Below are 17,896 nucleotides of genomic sequence, written 5' to 3'. Positions count from 1 at the left end.
ACCCTTGTCAGGCGATCTCGCAGATATCCAGGATCGCCAGCATGTAGATGCGGATCATGTCGAGGAAATCGGGGATGTCGACCCGCTCGTCCGGCATGGTGTTGAAGCGGCCGCCCGGGCCGCACACGATGCCTTCCATGCCCAGCTCTTGATAGAGGTGGCCGGCATCGGTGCCGTAGAAGCAGGGCGGCGCGATGGCGCCGGTCGGCTGGGGCTGTCCGCGGATTTTTTCGTAGGCGGCATTGACCGTCCGCACGATCCGCGCGTCCTTCGCGACCTCGAAGGCCGGCATGACCGGACGGCCTTCGACCTGTTCCGACCGGACCGTCGCCTTGAGGCCGGGGAAGCGGGCCTCGAGCGCGTCGAGTTCCCGGCGCAGGTCAGCGAGCGCCTGGCTCTCGCTCTGGCCCGGTGCATAGCGGCCGGAGCCCTTGATGCGCACGAAATCCGCGACCTGCGGCGGGCGCCATTCGTGCAGCTCCTGCCCCAGCGCGCCGTGGACGACGCCGACATGGACCCGGTTGATCGAGCGATGCTCGTCGCTGCGCGCGCCGCTGAACGTCATGCCGTTGAGGCGCGGAATGAGGTCGCAGGCGACCAGGATCGCATCCAGCGCCGCTTCCCGCTTGGACAGGTGCCGGGTGATGCCGGTCAGCTCGATGATGAAGGTGAAAGCCGCCGCATGCATGGTGAGCGCCTGCAGGTCGGTCGGCTCGCTGTTGATGAAATAATCCGCCCGCACGCCCTGGCGGATCGCGGCGAGCGTGCCGACGCCGCCTTGAAGCTCGCCGACCACATAGGTCAGCACCACGTCGCCCTTGAGCTTCACGCCGGCGTCGATCAGCGTCTTGACCGCGCAGAAATAGGCAGCGTCGCCCGCCTTCATGTTCGAGACGCCGATGCCATAGATGAACTTGTCATCGACCAGCCCGCCCCAGGGATCGACGGTCCAGCCCTCGGTCACCGGGTTGGTATCGAGATGGCCGTTGAACAGCAGGCTGTGGCCGCCGCCGGTGCCGCGCCAGGTGCCGATGGCGTTGACCCGGTCGCCCGGCACCGGCGTCGTGTCGGCCTCGATCCCCAACGCGCGCATCCGCTCGACCATGAAGCGGGCCAGCACGCGCTCGCCCTCGGTCTCGGAATAGCTCTTGTGCCGCGCCATCTCGGCCAGGAAATCGAGGCTGGCCTTTTCGTCGAGCCGCGCCAGCAGCGCATCGCGATCCATCGTCATGTCTCAGATCCTTCCGGGATGGTACCGGCCGTTCCGGCCGGCTGGGGCACCGCTGCGATGAGGGTGCGCGTATAGGGATGCTTCGGTCCGGTTTCGAGTTCGTCGATGCCGAGCAGTTCGACCAGGTCGCCGCGATACATGACCGCGATCCGGTGCGCGATCTGGCGCACCAGGTTGATGTCGTGGGTGATGAACAGATAGGCCGTGCCGTGGCGCCGCTGCAGGTCGAGCAGCAGTTCGACCACCGAGGCCTGGACCGAGACGTCGAGCGCCGAGGTGATCTCGTCGCAGATGACGAGGCGCGGATTGGACGCGAAGGCGCGCGCGATCGCCACGCGTTGCTTCTCGCCGCCCGACAGCTCGTGCGGATGGCGGCGGGCATAGTCGGCGGGCAGGCGCACCTGCTCCAGCAGCCGGGCGACGGCCGCGTCGCGCGAGCCTTCGTGACCGCCATAGAGCGCCAACGGCCGGGACAGGATCTCGCCGATACGCTGGCGCGGGTTGAGCGAGGCGTCGGGGTGCTGGAAGATGATCTGGACGTTGCGGCGATAGGCCCGGTCCATGTCGGCGGCGCTGCCGATGCGGCGGCCGTCGAACCGGATCTCGCCGGTGAACGGGTTGAGGCCCGTCAAGGCCTTGGCCAGGGTCGATTTGCCCGACCCGGATTCGCCGACGATGCCGAGGATCTCGCCGGGATGGACCGACAGGCTGACGGCCCGATTGCCGACGATCCGTTCGCGGGCACGGCCCATCAGCCGCGCGAGCCGCGACGTCCGGCCATAATGCACGCTGACCGACTTGGCCTCGACCAGCGGCGCAGCGGTCGAGACAGGCGCAACGCCCGACAGGCGGTGGCGCGGGTTCGGCACGGCGGCGATCAGGCGCCGGGTATAATCGTCCCGCGGGTTCGTGAAGATCTCGGCCGCCGTGCCTTGCTCGACGATCCGGCCGCGATGGATGACGGCGACCCGATGGGCGATCTGGGAGACCAGCGCCAGGTCGTGGGAGATGTAGAGCGAGGCGACCGACGTCTCGGCCTGCAGTTCGGCGAACAGGTCCAGGATCTGGCGCGCGGTGATGACGTCGAGCGCCGTGGTCGGCTCGTCGAACAGGATGCATTCGGGCGCGCAGGCAAAGGCGGTGGCGATGACCACCCGCTGCTTCTCGCCGCCCGAGGCCTCGTGGGGATAGCGTCGCATCATCTGGGCCGGCTGCTTCAGCCCGACCCGCGCCAGCATCGCCTCGCCCTCGACCCAGGCCTGGCGTCGGGTCAGGCCGCGATGGCGCACCAGCACCTCGGCCAATTGCTCGCCGAGCGGCAGGGTCGGGTTGAGCGAGGTGCCCGGATCCTGGAACACCATGCCGATCCGCCGCCCGCGGATGGCCCCGATCTCGGCCGGAGTCTTGGTCGTCAATTCCTCGTCGGCAAGCCTGATGCTGCCGCCCGGCTCCCGCGCGTTCTTCGGCAGGTAGCGCATGATCGCCCAGGCGAGCGACGTCTTGCCCGACCCGGATTCGCCGACCAGGCCCAGGGCTTCGCCACGGTCGATCGCGAGGTCGATCGCGTCCAGCGCCCGGTTGACCCCGCGCGGCGTCGCATAGTCGAGCGTGTAGTTCGAGACCTCGAGGACGGGCGGCACGGCCTCAGGTCCTCGGATTGAGGGCATCGCGCAGCCCGTCGCCCAGCAGGTTGAAGCCGATGGCGACCAGCGCGATCGCGATGCTGGGCCACAGGATCATCCAAGGGCTGAGATGCATGAAGCGGCGGGCTTCGGCGACCATCAGGCCCCATTCCGGTGCCGGCGGCTGGGCGCCCAGGCCCAGGAAACTCAAGGTCGCAAACAGCATGACCGCGAAGGCGACGCGCAGGGTCGCCTCGACGATGATCGGGGCGATCACGTTCGGCAGCATCTCACGCAGCACGATATAGCCGCCGCCCTCGCCGCGCGCGATCGCGGCATGGACATAGTCCTGCTTGCGCACGGTCAGCGCCACGCTGCGCGTGATGCGCGCCATGCCGGGCGCGAACGCGATGCCGATCGCCATGACCGCGTCCAGGCTGCTCTTGCCCAGCAGGTTGGCGATCAGCAGGGCGAACAGCAGGCTGGGGATCGACATCACGGCATCGACCGTCCGCATGATCGCCTCGTCCGCGCGACCGCCGAGGAAGGCCGACAAGGTACCGATGACGGCGCCGACGATGGAGCCCAGGGCCGTCGCCAGGAACGCCATGACCACGGTCGCCCGCGCGCCGTAGAGCAGCCGGCTCAAGGTGTCGCGGCCATATTGGTCGGTGCCGAGCCAATATTGCAGGCTGGGTCCCTTGTAGCGCGCGAGCGGCGCCATGGCATCGGGATCGTGCGGGGCGGCGACCGGGCCGATCAGGATCAGCGCCACGACCAGGAGGACGATGCCGGTGCCCAGCGCGCCCTGCGGCGTGCGCAGCAGCCGGCGGAAGAGCTCAGTCATACTGGATCCTCTTGTCGAGCGCGGCATAGGCGAGGTCGGCCGCGAAATTCACGACGGAATAGGTCGCCGCCATGATGAGCGCGCCGGCCTGGATCGCCGGCAGGTCGCGGGCCTCGATCGCGACGATCAGCTGCCGGCCGATGCCGGGCAGCGCAAAGATCTCCTCGACCACGATCACGCCGCCCAGCAGGTAGCCGACGTCGAGCGCCACGATCGTAATCGTCGGCAGCAACGCGTTGCGCAAGCCATGCTTCAGCAGCACCGCGCGGGCCGACAGCCCCTTCAGCCGCGCGGCGCGGATATAGTCCGTGTGCAGCACGTCGACCAGTTCCGAGCGCACCATGCGCGAGACATGGGCGATCAGGATGACGGAAACGGTCAGCACCGGCAGCACCAGGTGCTGGAGGCTCTTGGCCGGATTCTCGGTCATCGGCACATAGCCGGTCGCCGGCAACCATTGCAGCCAATCGGCGAACAGCAGGCCGAACAGGGTGGCGGTGACGAATTCCGGCAGCGACACGCCGACATAGGACACGAGGCTGACCAGGAGGTCGGCCGCCCGGCCGCGCCGGACCGCGGCCAACACGCCGAGCGGGACGGCCAGCGTCAGCATGAAGCCGATCGCCAGCACCGCCAGCAGCAGCGACCGGCCGAGCGCCTCGATCATGACCGGCCCGACCGGTTGCCCGGTGCGGAGCGACGTGCCGAAGTCGCCATGCAGCACGCCCAGCAGCCAATGGCCGTACTGGACCCAGACCGGCGCGTCGAGGCCCAGCCGGTCGCGGATCGCCGCCAATGCCGCCGGCGTCGCGTTCTCGCCCAGCAACATGGTCGCGGCATCGCCGGGCAGCACCTGGGTCACGGCGAACACGATCAGCGACACGACGACCAGCGTATAGGCGGTGAGGCCGCACCGTTTCAGCAGATAGCTCAGCGACATGATGCGTGCGCCGGTTCAGCCACGCTTGGGCGCGCCTTCGCCGAGCGAGACATAGTCCAGTCGGAACACGGCGCCGCGCGGATGCAGGCGATAGCCCATCACATAGTCGCGCTGCGCGCCCAGCAGATCGAAGAAGACCGGGATGATCGACGGCACCTCGTCATGCATCATCTTCTGCGCATCGGCATAGAGCGCGCGCCGCTTGGCCTCGTCGGTCGTGGTGCGCGCCTCGCCGACCAACTTGTCGAAACCGGCATTGTTCCAATGGGTCTCGTTCCACGCGGCGGTCGACGTGAAGAGCAGCGAGAAGATCGCGTCCGCCGTCGCCTGCATGTTGTAGAAGCCGACGTAGAACGGCCCCTTCTTCCAGACCTGATCCAGGTAGGTGCTGTGGGGCATGGTCTGCACGTCGATGGTGAAGCCGGCCGGCTTTGCCATTTCGCGCACGGCGACCGCCAGCTGGGTACGGACCGACGGCTTGTCGGAGGCGATCAGGGTTGCCGTCAGGCCGGAGGGATAGCCCGCCTCGGCCAGCAGCTGCTTCGCCTGGGCGATGTCGGGCTTCGCCAGCGGCTGGTCGGCATAGAAGCGATAGGCGCTGCTGAGCGGCGAATCATTGCCGGGCGTGCCGTAGCCCTCGACCACGAAATCGACCATCGTCGCCCGGTCGATGGTGAGCGCCAGCGCCTTGCGGACGCGGACGTCGTCGAACGGCTTCTGGTTGCAGCCGAGGATGATGTTGCAGAACTGGCCCGACGGCACGCGCAGCGCGTTGACCCCGTCCGAGCTCTTGAGCCGGGCATATTCAGTCGGTTGCACCGTCGACATCAGGTCGGTGTCGCCGGAAATCAGCGCCGACCCCTCGGCCGTGGTGTCGGGGTAGACCACCACCTCGATCCGGTCGAGGTAGGGGCGCGCCTTGTCGTAGAACGCGTCGTTGCGTGCGACCACGACCAGCCGTTCCGGCTCGAACGACACCAGTTTGAACGGGCCGGTGCCGACCGCTTGCTGGTCGAGCCGCGCCAGCCCGGACTTGGCGATCGCGGCCGGAATGATCTTGGCGTTGGTGTAGGCGAGCGTCACCGGCAGGTCGGCGAACGGGGCGGACAGCTTGAACACCACCGTGGTCTTGTCCGGCGCCGTCACCTGGGCGATCGGGCCGACGTTCTGCAGCGCGGGCGAGGCGGTCTTCGGGTCGAGGATCGCTTCGAAGCTGGCGACCACGTCGGCCGACGTGCAGGGCGTGCCGTCATGGAACAGGACGCCGTCGCGCAGCGTGAAGGTCCACTCGGTCAGATCCGCATTGTAGGACCAGGAGCGCGCGAGATCCGGCTCCGCCGCCATGTTGACGCCGAGCCGGGTCAGGCCGCTGTACAGCAGCTCCGCCACCAGGTACTCGCAATTGACCCGGGTCTGCAGCGGGTTGAGCTTGGTGACGGCCTGGTCGACGCTGACGCGCAGGGTGCCGCCGCGCTTCGGCACGGCGGCCAACGCGCGGCCGAGCGGCAGGGACAAGGCGCCCAGTGCGGTCGCCCCCGCGATGAAACGCCGCCGATCGGTCTCAGCGAATGTGAACATGCCGTTGCCCTCGCCCTGGTTGTGCCGTGGTCGATCAGACCTGCGCTTCGAAATCGCCGCTGAGATAGGCCAGGATGGATCGCGCCAATGCGACGACGTCCGCCATGGTCGTGAATTCGTCCGGTGCATGGATGTTGTTGTCGGGCCGGCCAAGGCCCCCCAGCAGGATCTCGCGAATGCCGGCCTGCTGGACGAAGCCCATGTCCGAACTGCTGGACGAGCCCCAGGCGCGGAATTCCTCCGGCGCGAAGCCGAAGCCACGTCCAAGCGCCGCCTGCCAGCGCGGCCAATGGGGACCGGTCGGATCGGAGACCGGCGCCAGATGGCCGATGACATGGGTTTCGACGTCCAGCACCTGCGTCGGCGCCATGACGTCGCGGACCGTCGCCTCGAGTTCGGCCAGCACTTCGGGGAAATCCTCTTCCGGTGCATAGCGCCGGTTGACCAGGATCTCGAACGCCGCAGGCAGCGACGAGCCCTTCTGTCCGCCGTGCAGCGCCGCGATGGTCAGGCGGCCGTGCAGCGGGCTGCCGTCGTAATGCGGCGGGGATGGCATGGCCGAGACCCGTCGCTCGACCCGTCCCTTGAGCGCCATCAAGGCGTTCAGCAACGGGATCGCCTCTTCGACCGCGTTGATCCCGCCGACCGGCTCGCCGGAATGGGCGCCGCGGCCGCGGATGCGGACCAGCAGGTCGATGCTGCCGAAGCAGCCGGCCCAGATCCGGGGCGCCGCACCGCCGTTGAAGCTCAACAGGTGACCCTCGACCAGCCCCTGTTCCGCCAGATAACGGATGCCGGGATAGAGGCCGCCCTCCTCGTCGGTGCAGAACAGCAGGCGCGGCTCGAACCGCAGCGGCGAGCCGGTCCGCTCGAGTGCCCGCAAGGCGGCGAGGGTCGCCGCGATCGTCCCCTTCATGTCCGCGGCGCCGCGCCCGTAGAGCCGGCCATCGACCTGGGCCAAGGCGAGCGGCGGTCGGGTCCAGCCCTCGCCGGGCGGCACGGTGTCGACGTGGAAATACAGGCTGCAGATCGGCAGGCCGCTGGGTCGCGACGCGATCAGGTTGACCCGTTCGCCGTGCGCTCCACCGGCCGGGGTCGACCACAGCGCGTCCGGCACCGAAACGCGGCTGCAGGAAAATCCCAAAGGCGCCACCAGATCTTCCGCCAGATCGGCCAAGGCACCATAACCGTCGCCCGGCGGGAACGAGGTGTCGACGGCGAGCAGGCGACCCAGGTCGCGCACGATCGCAGCCTCGTCGGAACCGACGAGATCCAGGGCCTGCCCGATGCGATCGCTTGCCGCCAGTACCACGCGAAGCCTCTTTCAAATCCGGGTGATTTATATAATCTATATAGAAATGAGAAAGGCAGTCGATGACCCTTGTCAACGATAAAAATCAGCCGACGGCCAAGCCGAAGCCGACGCGCTCTCCGATCCGGCGGCTGAGTCAGCAAGCGGCGGCACCGCTTTACGAGGGTGTGAAGCGGCAGATTTCAGAAGCCATTCTTCTGGGCAAATGGACGCCCGGCACCGTGTTGCCCGGAGAGGTTGCGCTGGCCCAGCTGTTCGGCGTCGCGGTCGGCACCGTGCGCCGCGCGCTGATGGACCTGACGGCGGAGGGGCTGCTGAGCCGACGCCGCAAGACCGGGACCGTGGTGACCGGGCGGACGCCGCATCACAGCCTGCGCTATTTCTTCCAGTATTTCCGGCTGCATGGGTTGGACGGCGCCCTGGTACGCTCGGTCGCCCGCGTCCTCGCCCTCACGATCGGGCCGGCAACGGAGGAGGAGAGCACCGCCCTGGCGATCGAACCTGCCGCGCCCGTCCTGCGGCTGCATCGGACGCGCGAGGTCGCCGGTCGCGTCGTCATGCATGACCGCTTCACCCTGCCCGGCGCCCGGATTCCGGACTTTCCGCAGAAGCCGGACCAGGTGCCCGAACTGCTCTACCTGTTCCTGCTGGAACGCTACGGCATCCGCATCTCGGCCGTGCGGGAACAGGTTTCCGCCGAGTTGGCCGACACCGACGACCTGACGCTGCTCGGCCTGTCAGCGCCCGCAGCCGTGCTCAAGATCGAGGAGGTCGCCTACGACCAGTCGGGCGAGGCGACCATTTTCGCGATCCACCGGGCCGTCACGGCGGACCATCGCTACGTCAACGAGATCCGGTAGGGCCTAGGGTTTCAGGCGCAGCGCGCCGACATAGTCGAACTTGCCCACCGGCACGCCCTTGGACCGCAGGATGTTGTAGGCGGTCGTGGCGTGGAAATGGAAATTGGGCAAGGAAAAGGACGTGAGGAACCCCTCGGCGGTGAACACGCGCCGAAGGCCGCGCGCCTCGAAGACCACGTCGGCGCCTTCGCGCGCCTCGATCTCTTCCGGTGTCACCCGACGCAACGCCTCGCGCGCGTCTGCGATCAAGCCTTGCAGCCCGGCATAGTCGTGGGCCGGCCGTGGACCCGGCATGCCGACGACGCCGCTCTTGATCGCCTCGATCGCCCCCAGGGAATGGAAAGCGACGGACTGCACCTGGAACCGGAAGGGAAGCATGTCGGGGAAGATGCGCGACTCGACGATCTCCGTCGGGTCGATGTCGTTGACCTGGCAATGGGTCAGGCCCTTGTCGAGATAGCCCTGGACGGCATCCAGGATCTGCAGGTAGCTCGTTACGCTTCCGTCATAGAGCGAAATCGCCATGGTTGGTTCGCCTCTCCGTTTTGCGCTTGTGCGCCGCGGGCGAAGCTAACAGAGCGGGCGGTCGGCAACGAGTACGGGATCGCTGAATTCATCCAGCAGCGTGGCATCGGGCATGCCGTCCTGCGCGCCCAGAGCGAGGCAGGCGAGCGACGCCCCGCCGCACGCGCGCGCCAGTGCTTCACCGAACGGCCGCGCCTCGGCCAAACCGGCCGCAAGGATGCCGACGAACGTATCGCCGGCGCCGGTCGTGTCGACGGCGACGACGGGGCGAGCCGCCGCATGGCGGATGGTCCCGTCGGGAAAGATGGCGATTGCCCCGCGCGCGCCCAGCGTAACCACGCCGACCAGCGCCCGCGTCGTCGCGATCACGGTCATGGCCCCCACCGCATCCTCGACCGCGATCTCGCCGAGCAAGCCGTGGGCAGCCACCGCCTCCTGCTCGTTCGCGACCAGGATGTCGGTATCCGCCAGCAACGCCGCCAGCAGATCGGTGGTAAGATCCCCATCCGCCGGCGCCAGGTTCAACAGCACGCGAACCCCGCAGCGTTTCGCCCGAACGGCGAGCGCCAGGTTTTCGCGGGCCGGGACCTCCATCTGCAGGACGAGGAGTGAGGCCTTCTTCAGCAGGTCGTCATGTACGTCGGCCACCTTCACCATCCGGTTGGCACCGCTGACTACGGTGATCGCATTCTCCCCGGCGTCATCCACGGCGATGAACGCGCAGCCGGTCGGCTCCGGGCCGATTGCGATGGCATTGGTGTCGATGCCCTGGGCGGCCAGGTTGTCGAGGGCATTGCGGCCGAATGCGTCGTCGCCCACCGCTCCGGCCATCGCGACCCGCCCCCGGTCCTTGAGCGCGCGCGCGGCGGCCACGGCCTGGTTGGCGCCCTTGCCGCCGAAAGCGGTGTGATAGCGCTCGGCCAGCACGGTCTGGCCCGGTTGCGCGATATTCCGGACCCGGGCGATCAGGTCCATGTTGATCGATCCGAATACCAGGATCATCGCGTCAGCCACCCTTGACGGCACCGGCGGTCAGGCCGGCGACGATCTGGCGCTGGGCGACGACGGTCAGGATCAGCACCGGCAGGGTCACGACCAGGGCGGCGGCGGCGAGCGGACCCCAGCTGACCTGCTCGAACGACAGCATGTTGTAGACCGCGACCGGCAGGGTTCGGGTCTCGCGCGTGGCGAGCACGATGCCGAAGACGAAATTGTTCCAGGAGAAGATCACCGACAGGATCAACGCCACGACGATGCCGGGCTTCGCGATCGGGAGAGCGACCAGGCGGAAAACTTGCCAGCGGGTGGCGCCGTCGATGATCGCGGCCTCTTCCAATTCCATCGGCGTCGTTTCGAAATAGCCGATCATGATCCAGATCACGATCGGCACGGTGACGACCAGATGGATCAGGATCTGCGGCCACAGCGTGCCCATCAGACCCATCCACTGGAACAGCAGGAACAGGGGGATCAGGAACGACAGGCCGGGCGTCATGCGCGCGATCATGACCACGACGGCGGCACTGTGCGCCTTCATGCGCGCGATGCCATAGCCGGCGGGCACGCCGACCAGCAGGGCCAATGCCGTGGCGCCGCCGGTCACGATCAAACTGTTCTCGAAGAAGTTCAGGAAATTGTTGCTGCCCAGGATCTGAGCGTAGTTCTTCCAGGCGAATCGGTCGGGGATCAGGATCGGCGGGTAGGCGCCGTTGTCGATCTCGTATTTGAGCGACAGCGACAGCATCCACAGGAAGAACAGCAGGGCCGGCGAAATCGCGACCAGCACGGCGAAGACGAGCGCGATCCGGCGCAGGATCCGGGCGCCGCTCATCGGCCCTCTCCGATCTCGTTCCATTTGCTGCGCTGGCGCAAGTGCAGCATGACCAGCGACAGCACCACGATCAGCACGAAGAACACGACGGCGATGGCTGAGCCGTAGCCGACGTCGTAATAGGCGAAGGCGACGCTGTAGAGATAGAGGTTGATCGTCTCGGACGCGGTGCCGGGCCCGCCCTGGGTGATGGCATAGATGATGTCGAAGCTTTTCAGCGCATCGACCGTGCGGATCATCGCGGCCAGCAGCAGGAAGGGCGCGATCATCGGCAGGGTGATATAGCGGAATTTCTGCCAGCCGCTGGCACCGTCGATGTCGGCGCTCTCGTACGGCTCCGCCGGCACGGTGGCGAGGCCGCCCAGCACGATCAGCATGACCAGCGGCGTCCATTGCCAGGTCTCGACCAGGACGAGCGACGGGATGACGCTCGCCGGGTGATAGACCCATTCCCACGGCCCGATGCCGATCAAGGACAGCAGGTAGTTGAGCACGCCCAGCTGCGGGTTGAACATCATGGTCCAGACCAGCGCTATCGCGACGGGCGTCGCCATCATCGGCATGACGAAGATGCCGCGCAGCAGCCCGCGCATCGGTAGCCGCTCGTTGAACACCAGCGCCGCCGCGAGGCCCAGCCCCACGGGGGCCGCGACCGACAGCGCGGTATAGACCAGCGTATGCCACAGCGCGTCCATGAAGCGTGCGTCGCCGGCCAGGCGCAGATAGTTGGCGAGACCGACGAAATGCCGGCTCTCGCCGATCTTCCATTCGTTGACGCTCATCCACAGCGTGAAGAGCCACGGGAACAGGATCACCGCGCCGACCGTGAGCACGGCCGGAAGGATGAAGATCCAGTAGGTCCGCCGGCGCTGGTTCGACACCGGCGGGCTGGGTGCCGCCTCCGGCGCCGCGGCGAGCGCGGAGCCGAGACCGCTCATGTGGCCTCGCTACGCGCCAGCACCGGCCGGAATTCCTCGGTCGCGCGATGCAGTTCGGTCGCGGGATCCGAGCCGGACAGAAGATTGGTCAGCGCCACGCCCATGACGTCGCGGAACTCCGTCACCGGCACGATGACCGGCAAGGCGAGCCGGCTGATCGGACCCGACGCCACGACGGAATCGACCCAGGCCGCCGGCATCTTGACGCCCTTGCGCACCTCCGGATCGTTCAGTACCGAACTGCGGAACGGCACGCCGGCGCCGGCCTGCAGCAGGCGCGCGCCCATCGGCTTCGATACCGCCCATTGGCAATAGAGGTAGGCGGCTTCCTTGTTCGGGCTGGCCGCCGTGACCGCGATGCCGTCGCCGGTCGTGGCCGCCGCCTGGACCTTGGGGCCGCGTGGCATCACGCCGTAACCGACCTTGCCCACGACCCGCGACTTGTCCGGATCTTCCAGCGGCGGTGCAAAGCCGACACCGTCGAACCACATGCCGACCTTGCCCTGCAGGAACGCCGACTGGCATTCCGCCCAATTGAAGCCGGCGACGCCGGGGGGCGCCGATTTCGCCATCAGGCGCTGATACAGCTTGGCAGCGTCGATCGCCTCCGGCGTATCGGTCGTGAGCTTGCCGTCCGGCCCCAGGGTCGATGTGTCGTAGCCCAGCAACAGGCTGGTCCAGACCGGCACGTTGGCGTTCTTCTGGCCGCGCGCGACGAAACCGTAGGTATTGGTCTTGGGATCGGTCAGCGCCTCGGCCGCCGCGACCAGCTGGTCGTAAGTCTCCGGATAAGCGAGGCCCTTCTTGGCGAACAGCTCCTTGTTCCAATAGATGATCCAGTAGTCGACGGATAGCGGCAGCGAATGGATCGCGCCGGATGGATCCTTGGCGAAGGTCAAACCGGCCTCGGCGAAATCGCTCTCGACCAGCGACGGGTCGGTTAGCGTTGGATCCTTCAGGTAGGCGGTGAGATCCGCCAGCCACTTCGCCTTCTCGAACTGGCGCTTCTGCACGTGGTAGCTGAGGTGCACGACGTCGAAGCTGGGCCGGCCCGAGGTCAGCTCGATCACCGCCTTCTGGCGCTGCTGCTGTTCCGGCGTCTGTTCGGACGAGACCTTGATGCCGGTCAGCGCCTCGAACTCCTTCTCGTACTGCTGCAGGATATCGCCGCGCGGGCTCTTGACCAGGTTGACCTCGATCTTGGTGCCGGCGTATTTGCGCCAGTTCACCTCGGCGAAGGCGGGCCGGACGCCGGCCAGGCCCAGCCCGCCCAGGGCAGCGGTCCCTGCCATGAAGCGGCGCCGCGTCGGATGCTGATTGAACGATCCCGTCATGATGCCCATTCCTCCCATCGGCCGCCGGTCGCCCCTCGGGTCGCCGCGGCTCGTTTCGTCGTTCTAGAGATCGAGCGCCCGGTTGCGCGCCTTGTTGATGTGCTCGACCAGCGTGTCGGCCGCCCGGACCGGATCCCGCGTCGCAATGGCGTCGATGATGCGCAGATGCTCCCGCATGACCGGCACGACCAGCCCGTCGATGCGGACCCGCTCCTGGCGGATCAGTCGCATCTTGATCGCATTCACCCGATAGGCGTTGGTGACGATGCCGTTGCCCAGCGCATCGACGATCGTGTTGTGCAGGCCCCAGTCGATCGCCTGCGCCTCGGCCTCGATCTCGGGCGTGCAGCCGGCCAGCGCCTGGGCCAGCACGGCCTCGTGCGCGGCGCGCTGGGCCGCGATCGCGTCGTCCGTCGCGGTCTCGACGAACAGCATGACCGCCTCCTTCTCGATGAACAGGCGGAACTGGAACGCATCGCGCACCAGGCTGAGGTCGATGTGCGCGATCTGCATGCCGCGCTGGGGCACGGTCCGGATCAGCCCCTCGGCCTCGATGCGCGGCACCAGTTCGCGGATGGCTCCCAGCGGCAGGCCGGTCAGCTCGACCAACTCGCGCTGAGAAATGAACTGGCCGGGATGGATGGCGCGCGCCAGCAGGTGGCGCGTGAAGCTTTCATAGGCACGCTCGCGAAGCTTGAGCGGCTCCGGCTCGTTCTGCATGGGCGTTCCGATCAGGCCGCGGCAGCGGCGAAGTGGGCATCGTAGCGCGCGGCCAGCCGTTCCGCATCCCCGATGCCGAGCGGCATGAGCGGCGGCCGGACGGCCCGCCAGCCCTCGTCGCCGGTCCGGTGGGCGATCAGCGCCTTCACTGCCGGGATCACCGGATGGGCCAGCACGTCGTCGACCAGCGCGGAGATACGCGGATCGTCCCGCCCTTCGTTGGCAAGCGGCAGCAGCAGGCCGGGACAGATGTTGGCGAGGCCCGAGATCGCCCCCTCGCCGCCTCGCCGCACGCCTTCGGCCAGGTAGCGCTCATCGCCAATGAGGATGGCGAGATCGCGATGGCTGTCCAGCAGCCGCTGGGTATAGGACCAGTCGCCGGAGGAATCCTTGACGCCGACGACGACTTCCGGAAAGGCGTCGCGCAACCGGCCGACCAGGTCGACCGACAATGGCAGCGCCGTGACCGACGGGATGTTGTAGAGCAGTACGTCGCGGGCGGCACCGCCCAGCCGTTCGAAGACCTGGGCGAACCAGGCGAAGAGACCATCGTCCGACACGCCCTTGAAATAGAACGGCGGGGGCACGAGAAGCGCCTTGCAGCCGATCGCGAGCGCCTGCCGCGCCTGCGCCACCGCATCGGCGACCGAGGCCGCGGCGACGGCACCGACGATCCGATCGCCCGTGATACCCGCACCTGCCAGCGCCGCCAGCAGGCCTGCCCTGTCCGTCTCGCCGATCGAAGAGCCTTCGCCCGTCGTACCGAACAAGGTGACGCTGGAACAGCCCTCGGCCAGGCACCAGCGCGCCTGGGCGACCACGCGCGACAGATCGATGTCGCCATCCGCCGAAATCGGCGTTGCCAGCGCCGCGGACAGGCCGAAACGCTCATGTTTTCGAGACACGAGATTGTCTCCACCAAAGGGGTTTCCCGGCATCGCCTCAAACCGGTCTTCGCTCGAACGAGGTAACATGTTAGCCGGTACAAAAATTGTTGTCAAATCGACCGGCCGCCGACGGCGCGATGATTGCTGACCCATCCGCAAGGCGCGGGTAATCTCTTCGGCTTAGGGTCGCTTCCAGTCCTTGGAGACGTCACGGCATGAAAGAACCTTTGAGCAAGAGCGCGGCGCCGGTCGGCCCGAGCATCGCCACGTCCGACCCGGAGGCCGCCGCCTCGAACGAGGATCGTTTCCGGGATTGCGGAGAAACCTCGTCGGATTGGTTCTGGGAACAGGACGAGGCGCTGCGTTTCCGCTGGTTCTTCAACGTCAATGCCCCCGCCGACGTCCATGCCGCCGAAGCCGGCCATGGCAAGACCAGATGGGAGCTGGTGGATCGGGGCGTGAGCGAAGCCGATTGGATACGGCACAAGGCCGATCTCGAAGCCAGGCGCCCCTTTCACGATTTCCGCTTCGAACGGTTGGGCGACGACGGCACCGTCCATTACGTGACGGTCAGCGGCCGGCCGTTCTTCGATGCGGCGGGGAAATTCTGCGGATACCGCGGCAGTTGCCGCGACATCACCATCCAGATCCAGGCGCAGCGCGCGGCAGAAGCCGCCATCGCCGCCGCCGAAGCGGCGAACCGCGCGAAATCGGAATTCCTGGCCAACATGAGCCACGAACTGCGCACGCCGCTCAATGCGGTGCTGGGCTTCGCGGAGATGATCCGGGACGGCATGGCCGGCGAGCTGGCGTCGCGTTACAGCGCCTACGCCACCAACATTCACGACGCGGGCAGCCACCTGCTCGACCTCATCAACGACATCCTTGATCTTTCCAAGATCGAGAGCGGGCACATGGCCCTGCAGGACGAAACGATCGACGTCCGCGATTCCATCGGCATGTCGTGCAGCATCCTGGCCCAGCGCGCCACGGTCGGTGCCGTGAATGTCGAGCGGTCCGTTGCGTCCGACCTGCCGGCAATGCGCGCCGATCCGCTGCGCATGAAGCAGATCCTGCTGAACCTGTGCGGCAACGCCATCAAGTTCACTCCGGCCGGCGGCACGGTTCGCATCGGCGCCAGCCATCGCGTCGGCAGCGGCTTCGACATCACCATCGCGGACACGGGCATCGGCATGCGCCCGGCCGATATTCCGAAGGCGCTGGAGCCGTTCGGCCAAGTCGAAAGCAGCCTGTCGCGCCGCTTCGGCGGGACCGGGCTGGGCCTGCCCATCGCCAAGGCGCTGACCGAACTGCATGGCGGCACGCTGGAAATCGCGGCCGCGCCCGGCAGCGGAACCGTCGTCACGCTGCATTTCCCCGAAGAGCGGGTCGTCCGCCACCCACACGTGGCATGATCGACATTCGTTTAGTTTTTCTAATCTATTCCTCGTAGAATATCTGGTTTGCGGGCGGCTCTCCGCAGCCCAATTTCAGGAAGATGAACCGATCATCTCCCTTGTCGCCCCCTTGGCCTCGCCCCTTCTGTGACGGGGCGTTTGCCGGCAGACTGCCTGCGCACACGCCGCATACGGGGGAACGATGAAAAAAGAACAGAACCCCACGGGCCGGGATTCCGCCGGAGACGAGACGTTCGACTATGTCATCGTCGGCGCAGGATCCGCCGGTTGCGTCCTCGCCAACCGCCTCAGCGCCTCCGGCCGCCATTCTGTGCTTCTGCTCGAGGCCGGGCCGAAGGACACCAACCTGTGGATCCATGTCCCGCTCGGCTACGGCAAGCTGTTCAAGGACGGGGCCGTCAACTGGATGTACCAGACCGAACCCGAGCCGGGCCTGAACGGCCGGTCGATCTTCCAGCCGCGCGGCAAGGTGCTGGGCGGGTCGAGCTCGATCAACGGGCTGGTCTACGTGCGCGGCCAGCACGAGGATTTCGAGCGCTGGCGCCAGTGCGGCAATGTCGGCTGGGGCTTCGACGACGTGCTGCCCTATTTCAAGAAGGCCGAGGACCAGCAGCGCGGTGCCGACGATTTCCACGGCACCGGCGGGCCGCTGACGGTGTCGAACCCGCGACAGACCGATCCGCTGTGCGAGGCTTTCATCGCGGCGGCCGGCGAGACCGGCATTCCGGCCAATCCGGACTTCAACGGCGCCACCCAGGAAGGCGCGGGCTATTTCCAGACGACGACCCGGCGCGGCCGCCGCGCCAGCACCGCCGTGGCCTATCTCCGGCCCGCCCGGGGCCGGCGCAACCTGACGGTCAGGACCGCGACCCTGGCAGAGCGCATCCTGTTCGAGAACCGGCGCGCCGTGGCGGTACGCTACCGGCAGCACGGCGTCGAGCGGACGGCGCAGGCCCGGCGCGAAATCCTGGTCTCGGCCGGCGCCTATAATTCGCCGCAGCTGCTGCAGCTGTCCGGCATCGGACCCGGCGACCTGCTGCGCGGCCTGGCCATCGACGTCGTACTCGACGCCGGCGGCGTCGGCCACGACCTGCAGGATCACCTGCAGGTCCGGATGGTCATGCGCTGCAGCCGGCGCATTACGATCAACGACGCGATCAACCACCCGCTGCGTCGGGTCTGGACGGGACTGCGCTATGCCGCGTTCCGGACCGGTCCGCTGACCGTGGCGGCGGGCTATGCGGGCGCGTTCTTCAAGACCGATCCACGCCTGGCGACACCCGACATCCAGGTGCATTTCATCCCGTTCAGCGCCGACAAGATGGGCGAGAAGCTGCATTCCTTTTCCGGCTTCACCGCCTCGGTCTGCCAGTTGCGGCCCGAAAGCCGCGGGTCCCTGCGCATCCGCAGCGCCGACCCGACCGTGCCGCCCGAGATCCGGATCAACTACCTGGCGACCGAGACCGACCGCACCGCCAATGTCGAGGGGCTGAAGATCCTGCGGCGGATCCTTCATGCGCCGGCACTGCAACCCTATGTCGCCGGCGAGGTCGAACCTGGGGCGGCGATCGCAGGCGACGAGGCACTGCTGGCCTATTGCCGACAATCCGGCAGCACGATCTATCACCCGGCCTCGACCTGCCGGATGGGCCTCGACCCGCTGGCCGTGGTCGACCAGCGGCTGCGGGTCCGCGGCATCGACGGCCTGCGCGTGATCGACGGCTCGGTCATGCCGGACGTCGTGTCGGGCAACACCAATGCCGCGATCATCATGATCGCCGAGAAGGCGTCCGACCTGATCCTGGAGGATGCCCGCTGACGGACGGGACGACCCGCCCCGGCGCCTGACCGTT

Annotated in this window: 16 protein-coding genes; 3 read left to right on the top strand and 13 right to left on the bottom strand. The window is 67.4% G+C overall.

Annotated features, from left to right (window positions below; all coding sequences use genetic code 11):
* Window positions 1-7: 7 nt before the first annotated feature.
* Genes VGV37_RS23430 through VGV37_RS23405 form a run of 6 tightly spaced genes read right to left on the bottom strand, consistent with a single transcriptional unit; the run spans window position 8 to window position 7,530 of the window.
* Window positions 8-1,231, bottom strand: a complete 1,224-nt coding sequence (locus VGV37_RS23430; RefSeq protein ID WP_326882199.1) for a M20 family metallopeptidase — start codon at window positions 1,229-1,231, stop codon at window positions 8-10.
* Window positions 1,228-2,871: an ABC transporter ATP-binding protein gene (locus VGV37_RS23425; RefSeq protein ID WP_326882198.1), complete on the bottom strand. Its 1,644-nt coding sequence runs from the start codon at window positions 2,869-2,871 to the stop codon at window positions 1,228-1,230. Before VGV37_RS23425 ends, VGV37_RS23430 begins: the two co-directional genes overlap by 4 nt.
* Before the next feature lie 4 nt (window positions 2,872-2,875).
* A complete protein-coding gene (locus VGV37_RS23420) occupies window positions 2,876-3,700 on the bottom strand; it encodes an ABC transporter permease (RefSeq protein WP_326882197.1) in 825 nt (274 codons plus the stop codon).
* Entirely contained in the window at window positions 3,693-4,640 is a 948-nt protein-coding gene (locus VGV37_RS23415) for an ABC transporter permease (RefSeq protein WP_326882196.1), read from the bottom strand. The genes VGV37_RS23420 and VGV37_RS23415 overlap by 8 nt, the downstream gene beginning before the upstream one ends.
* Before the next feature lie 15 nt (window positions 4,641-4,655).
* The gene (locus VGV37_RS23410) at window positions 4,656-6,218 is read right to left on the bottom strand and encodes an ABC transporter substrate-binding protein (protein WP_326882195.1); all 1,563 of its coding nucleotides are present in this window, start codon (window positions 6,216-6,218) and stop codon (window positions 4,656-4,658) included.
* 34 nt (window positions 6,219-6,252) lie between these two features.
* Entirely contained in the window at window positions 6,253-7,530 is a 1,278-nt protein-coding gene (locus VGV37_RS23405) for a M20 family metallopeptidase (protein ID WP_326882194.1), read from the bottom strand.
* A 62-nt stretch (window positions 7,531-7,592) separates the two neighbouring features.
* Here VGV37_RS23405 and VGV37_RS23400 point away from each other — a divergent pair, with 62 nt between their 5' ends.
* Window positions 7,593-8,390, top strand: a complete 798-nt coding sequence (locus VGV37_RS23400) for a GntR family transcriptional regulator (protein ID WP_326882193.1) — start codon at window positions 7,593-7,595, stop codon at window positions 8,388-8,390.
* 3 nt (window positions 8,391-8,393) lie between these two features.
* On the opposite strand, the gene VGV37_RS23395 is transcribed toward VGV37_RS23400, so the two are convergent.
* The 7 genes from VGV37_RS23395 to VGV37_RS23365 form a co-directional block, all read right to left on the bottom strand.
* Entirely contained in the window at window positions 8,394-8,915 is a 522-nt protein-coding gene (locus VGV37_RS23395; RefSeq protein ID WP_326882192.1) for a DUF1993 domain-containing protein, read from the bottom strand.
* 45 nt (window positions 8,916-8,960) lie between these two features.
* Window positions 8,961-9,929 (bottom strand): ribokinase, encoded by a 969-nt coding sequence (locus VGV37_RS23390; RefSeq protein WP_326882191.1) that lies wholly within the window; start codon window positions 9,927-9,929, stop codon window positions 8,961-8,963.
* On the bottom strand, window positions 9,922-10,746 hold the full coding sequence (locus VGV37_RS23385; RefSeq protein ID WP_326882190.1) for a carbohydrate ABC transporter permease: 825 nt from the start codon (window positions 10,744-10,746) through the stop codon (window positions 9,922-9,924). Before VGV37_RS23385 ends, VGV37_RS23390 begins: the two co-directional genes overlap by 8 nt.
* Window positions 10,743-11,684 carry a sugar ABC transporter permease gene (locus VGV37_RS23380; protein ID WP_326882188.1) on the bottom strand — a complete coding sequence of 314 codons (942 nt, stop codon included), beginning with the start codon at window positions 11,682-11,684 and terminating at the stop codon, window positions 10,743-10,745. The genes VGV37_RS23385 and VGV37_RS23380 overlap by 4 nt, the downstream gene beginning before the upstream one ends.
* Window positions 11,681-13,018 carry a sugar ABC transporter substrate-binding protein gene (locus VGV37_RS23375; RefSeq protein ID WP_326882187.1) on the bottom strand — a complete coding sequence of 446 codons (1,338 nt, stop codon included), beginning with the start codon at window positions 13,016-13,018 and terminating at the stop codon, window positions 11,681-11,683. The genes VGV37_RS23380 and VGV37_RS23375 overlap by 4 nt, the downstream gene beginning before the upstream one ends.
* Before the next feature lie 63 nt (window positions 13,019-13,081).
* Complete coding sequence (locus VGV37_RS23370; RefSeq protein ID WP_326882186.1) at window positions 13,082-13,738, bottom strand: GntR family transcriptional regulator; 657 nt, start codon at window positions 13,736-13,738, stop codon at window positions 13,082-13,084.
* Window positions 13,739-13,749: 11 nt separating this feature from the next.
* Entirely contained in the window at window positions 13,750-14,643 is an 894-nt protein-coding gene (locus tag VGV37_RS23365; protein ID WP_326882184.1) for a dihydrodipicolinate synthase family protein, read from the bottom strand.
* A gap of 197 nt (window positions 14,644-14,840) precedes the next feature.
* Between VGV37_RS23365 and VGV37_RS23360 the strand changes: the two genes are divergently transcribed.
* Together VGV37_RS23360 and VGV37_RS23355 are read left to right on the top strand one after the other, a co-directional pair.
* Window positions 14,841-16,040 (top strand): PAS domain-containing sensor histidine kinase, encoded by a 1,200-nt coding sequence (locus tag VGV37_RS23360; RefSeq protein ID WP_326882183.1) that lies wholly within the window; start codon window positions 14,841-14,843, stop codon window positions 16,038-16,040.
* 184 nt (window positions 16,041-16,224) lie between these two features.
* Complete coding sequence (locus VGV37_RS23355; protein WP_326882182.1) at window positions 16,225-17,862, top strand: choline dehydrogenase; 1,638 nt, start codon at window positions 16,225-16,227, stop codon at window positions 17,860-17,862.
* Window positions 17,863-17,896 lie beyond the last annotated feature (34 nt).

It is taken from the genome of Aliidongia sp. (assembly GCF_035943795.1).
Lineage (GTDB): Bacteria > Pseudomonadota > Alphaproteobacteria > ATCC43930 > CGMCC-115725 > Aliidongia.
The sequence above is the reverse complement of the archived record's forward strand: the minus strand, read 5'-3'. Positions and strand labels throughout refer to the sequence as shown.

Excerpts from the sequence above, each read along its gene's own strand:
- VGV37_RS23385 (WP_326882190.1), bottom strand. The coding sequence starts at position 10,746 with ATGAGCGGCGCCCGGATCCTGCGCCGGATCGCGCTCGTCTTCGCCGTG.
- VGV37_RS23355 (WP_326882182.1), top strand. The coding sequence starts at position 16,225 with ATGAAAAAAGAACAGAACCCCACGGGCCGGGATTCCGCCGGAGACGAG.
- VGV37_RS23400 (WP_326882193.1), top strand. The coding sequence starts at position 7,593 with ATGACCCTTGTCAACGATAAAAATCAGCCGACGGCCAAGCCGAAGCCG.
- VGV37_RS23420 (WP_326882197.1), bottom strand. The coding sequence starts at position 3,700 with ATGACTGAGCTCTTCCGCCGGCTGCTGCGCACGCCGCAGGGCGCGCTG.
- VGV37_RS23370 (WP_326882186.1), bottom strand. The coding sequence starts at position 13,738 with ATGCAGAACGAGCCGGAGCCGCTCAAGCTTCGCGAGCGTGCCTATGAA.
- VGV37_RS23360 (WP_326882183.1), top strand. The coding sequence starts at position 14,841 with ATGAAAGAACCTTTGAGCAAGAGCGCGGCGCCGGTCGGCCCGAGCATC.
- VGV37_RS23375 (WP_326882187.1), bottom strand. The coding sequence starts at position 13,018 with ATGACGGGATCGTTCAATCAGCATCCGACGCGGCGCCGCTTCATGGCA.
- VGV37_RS23430 (WP_326882199.1), bottom strand. The coding sequence starts at position 1,231 with ATGACGATGGATCGCGATGCGCTGCTGGCGCGGCTCGACGAAAAGGCC.
- VGV37_RS23380 (WP_326882188.1), bottom strand. The coding sequence starts at position 11,684 with ATGAGCGGTCTCGGCTCCGCGCTCGCCGCGGCGCCGGAGGCGGCACCC.
- VGV37_RS23395 (WP_326882192.1), bottom strand. The coding sequence starts at position 8,915 with ATGGCGATTTCGCTCTATGACGGAAGCGTAACGAGCTACCTGCAGATC.
- VGV37_RS23415 (WP_326882196.1), bottom strand. The coding sequence starts at position 4,640 with ATGTCGCTGAGCTATCTGCTGAAACGGTGCGGCCTCACCGCCTATACG.
- VGV37_RS23410 (WP_326882195.1), bottom strand. The coding sequence starts at position 6,218 with ATGTTCACATTCGCTGAGACCGATCGGCGGCGTTTCATCGCGGGGGCG.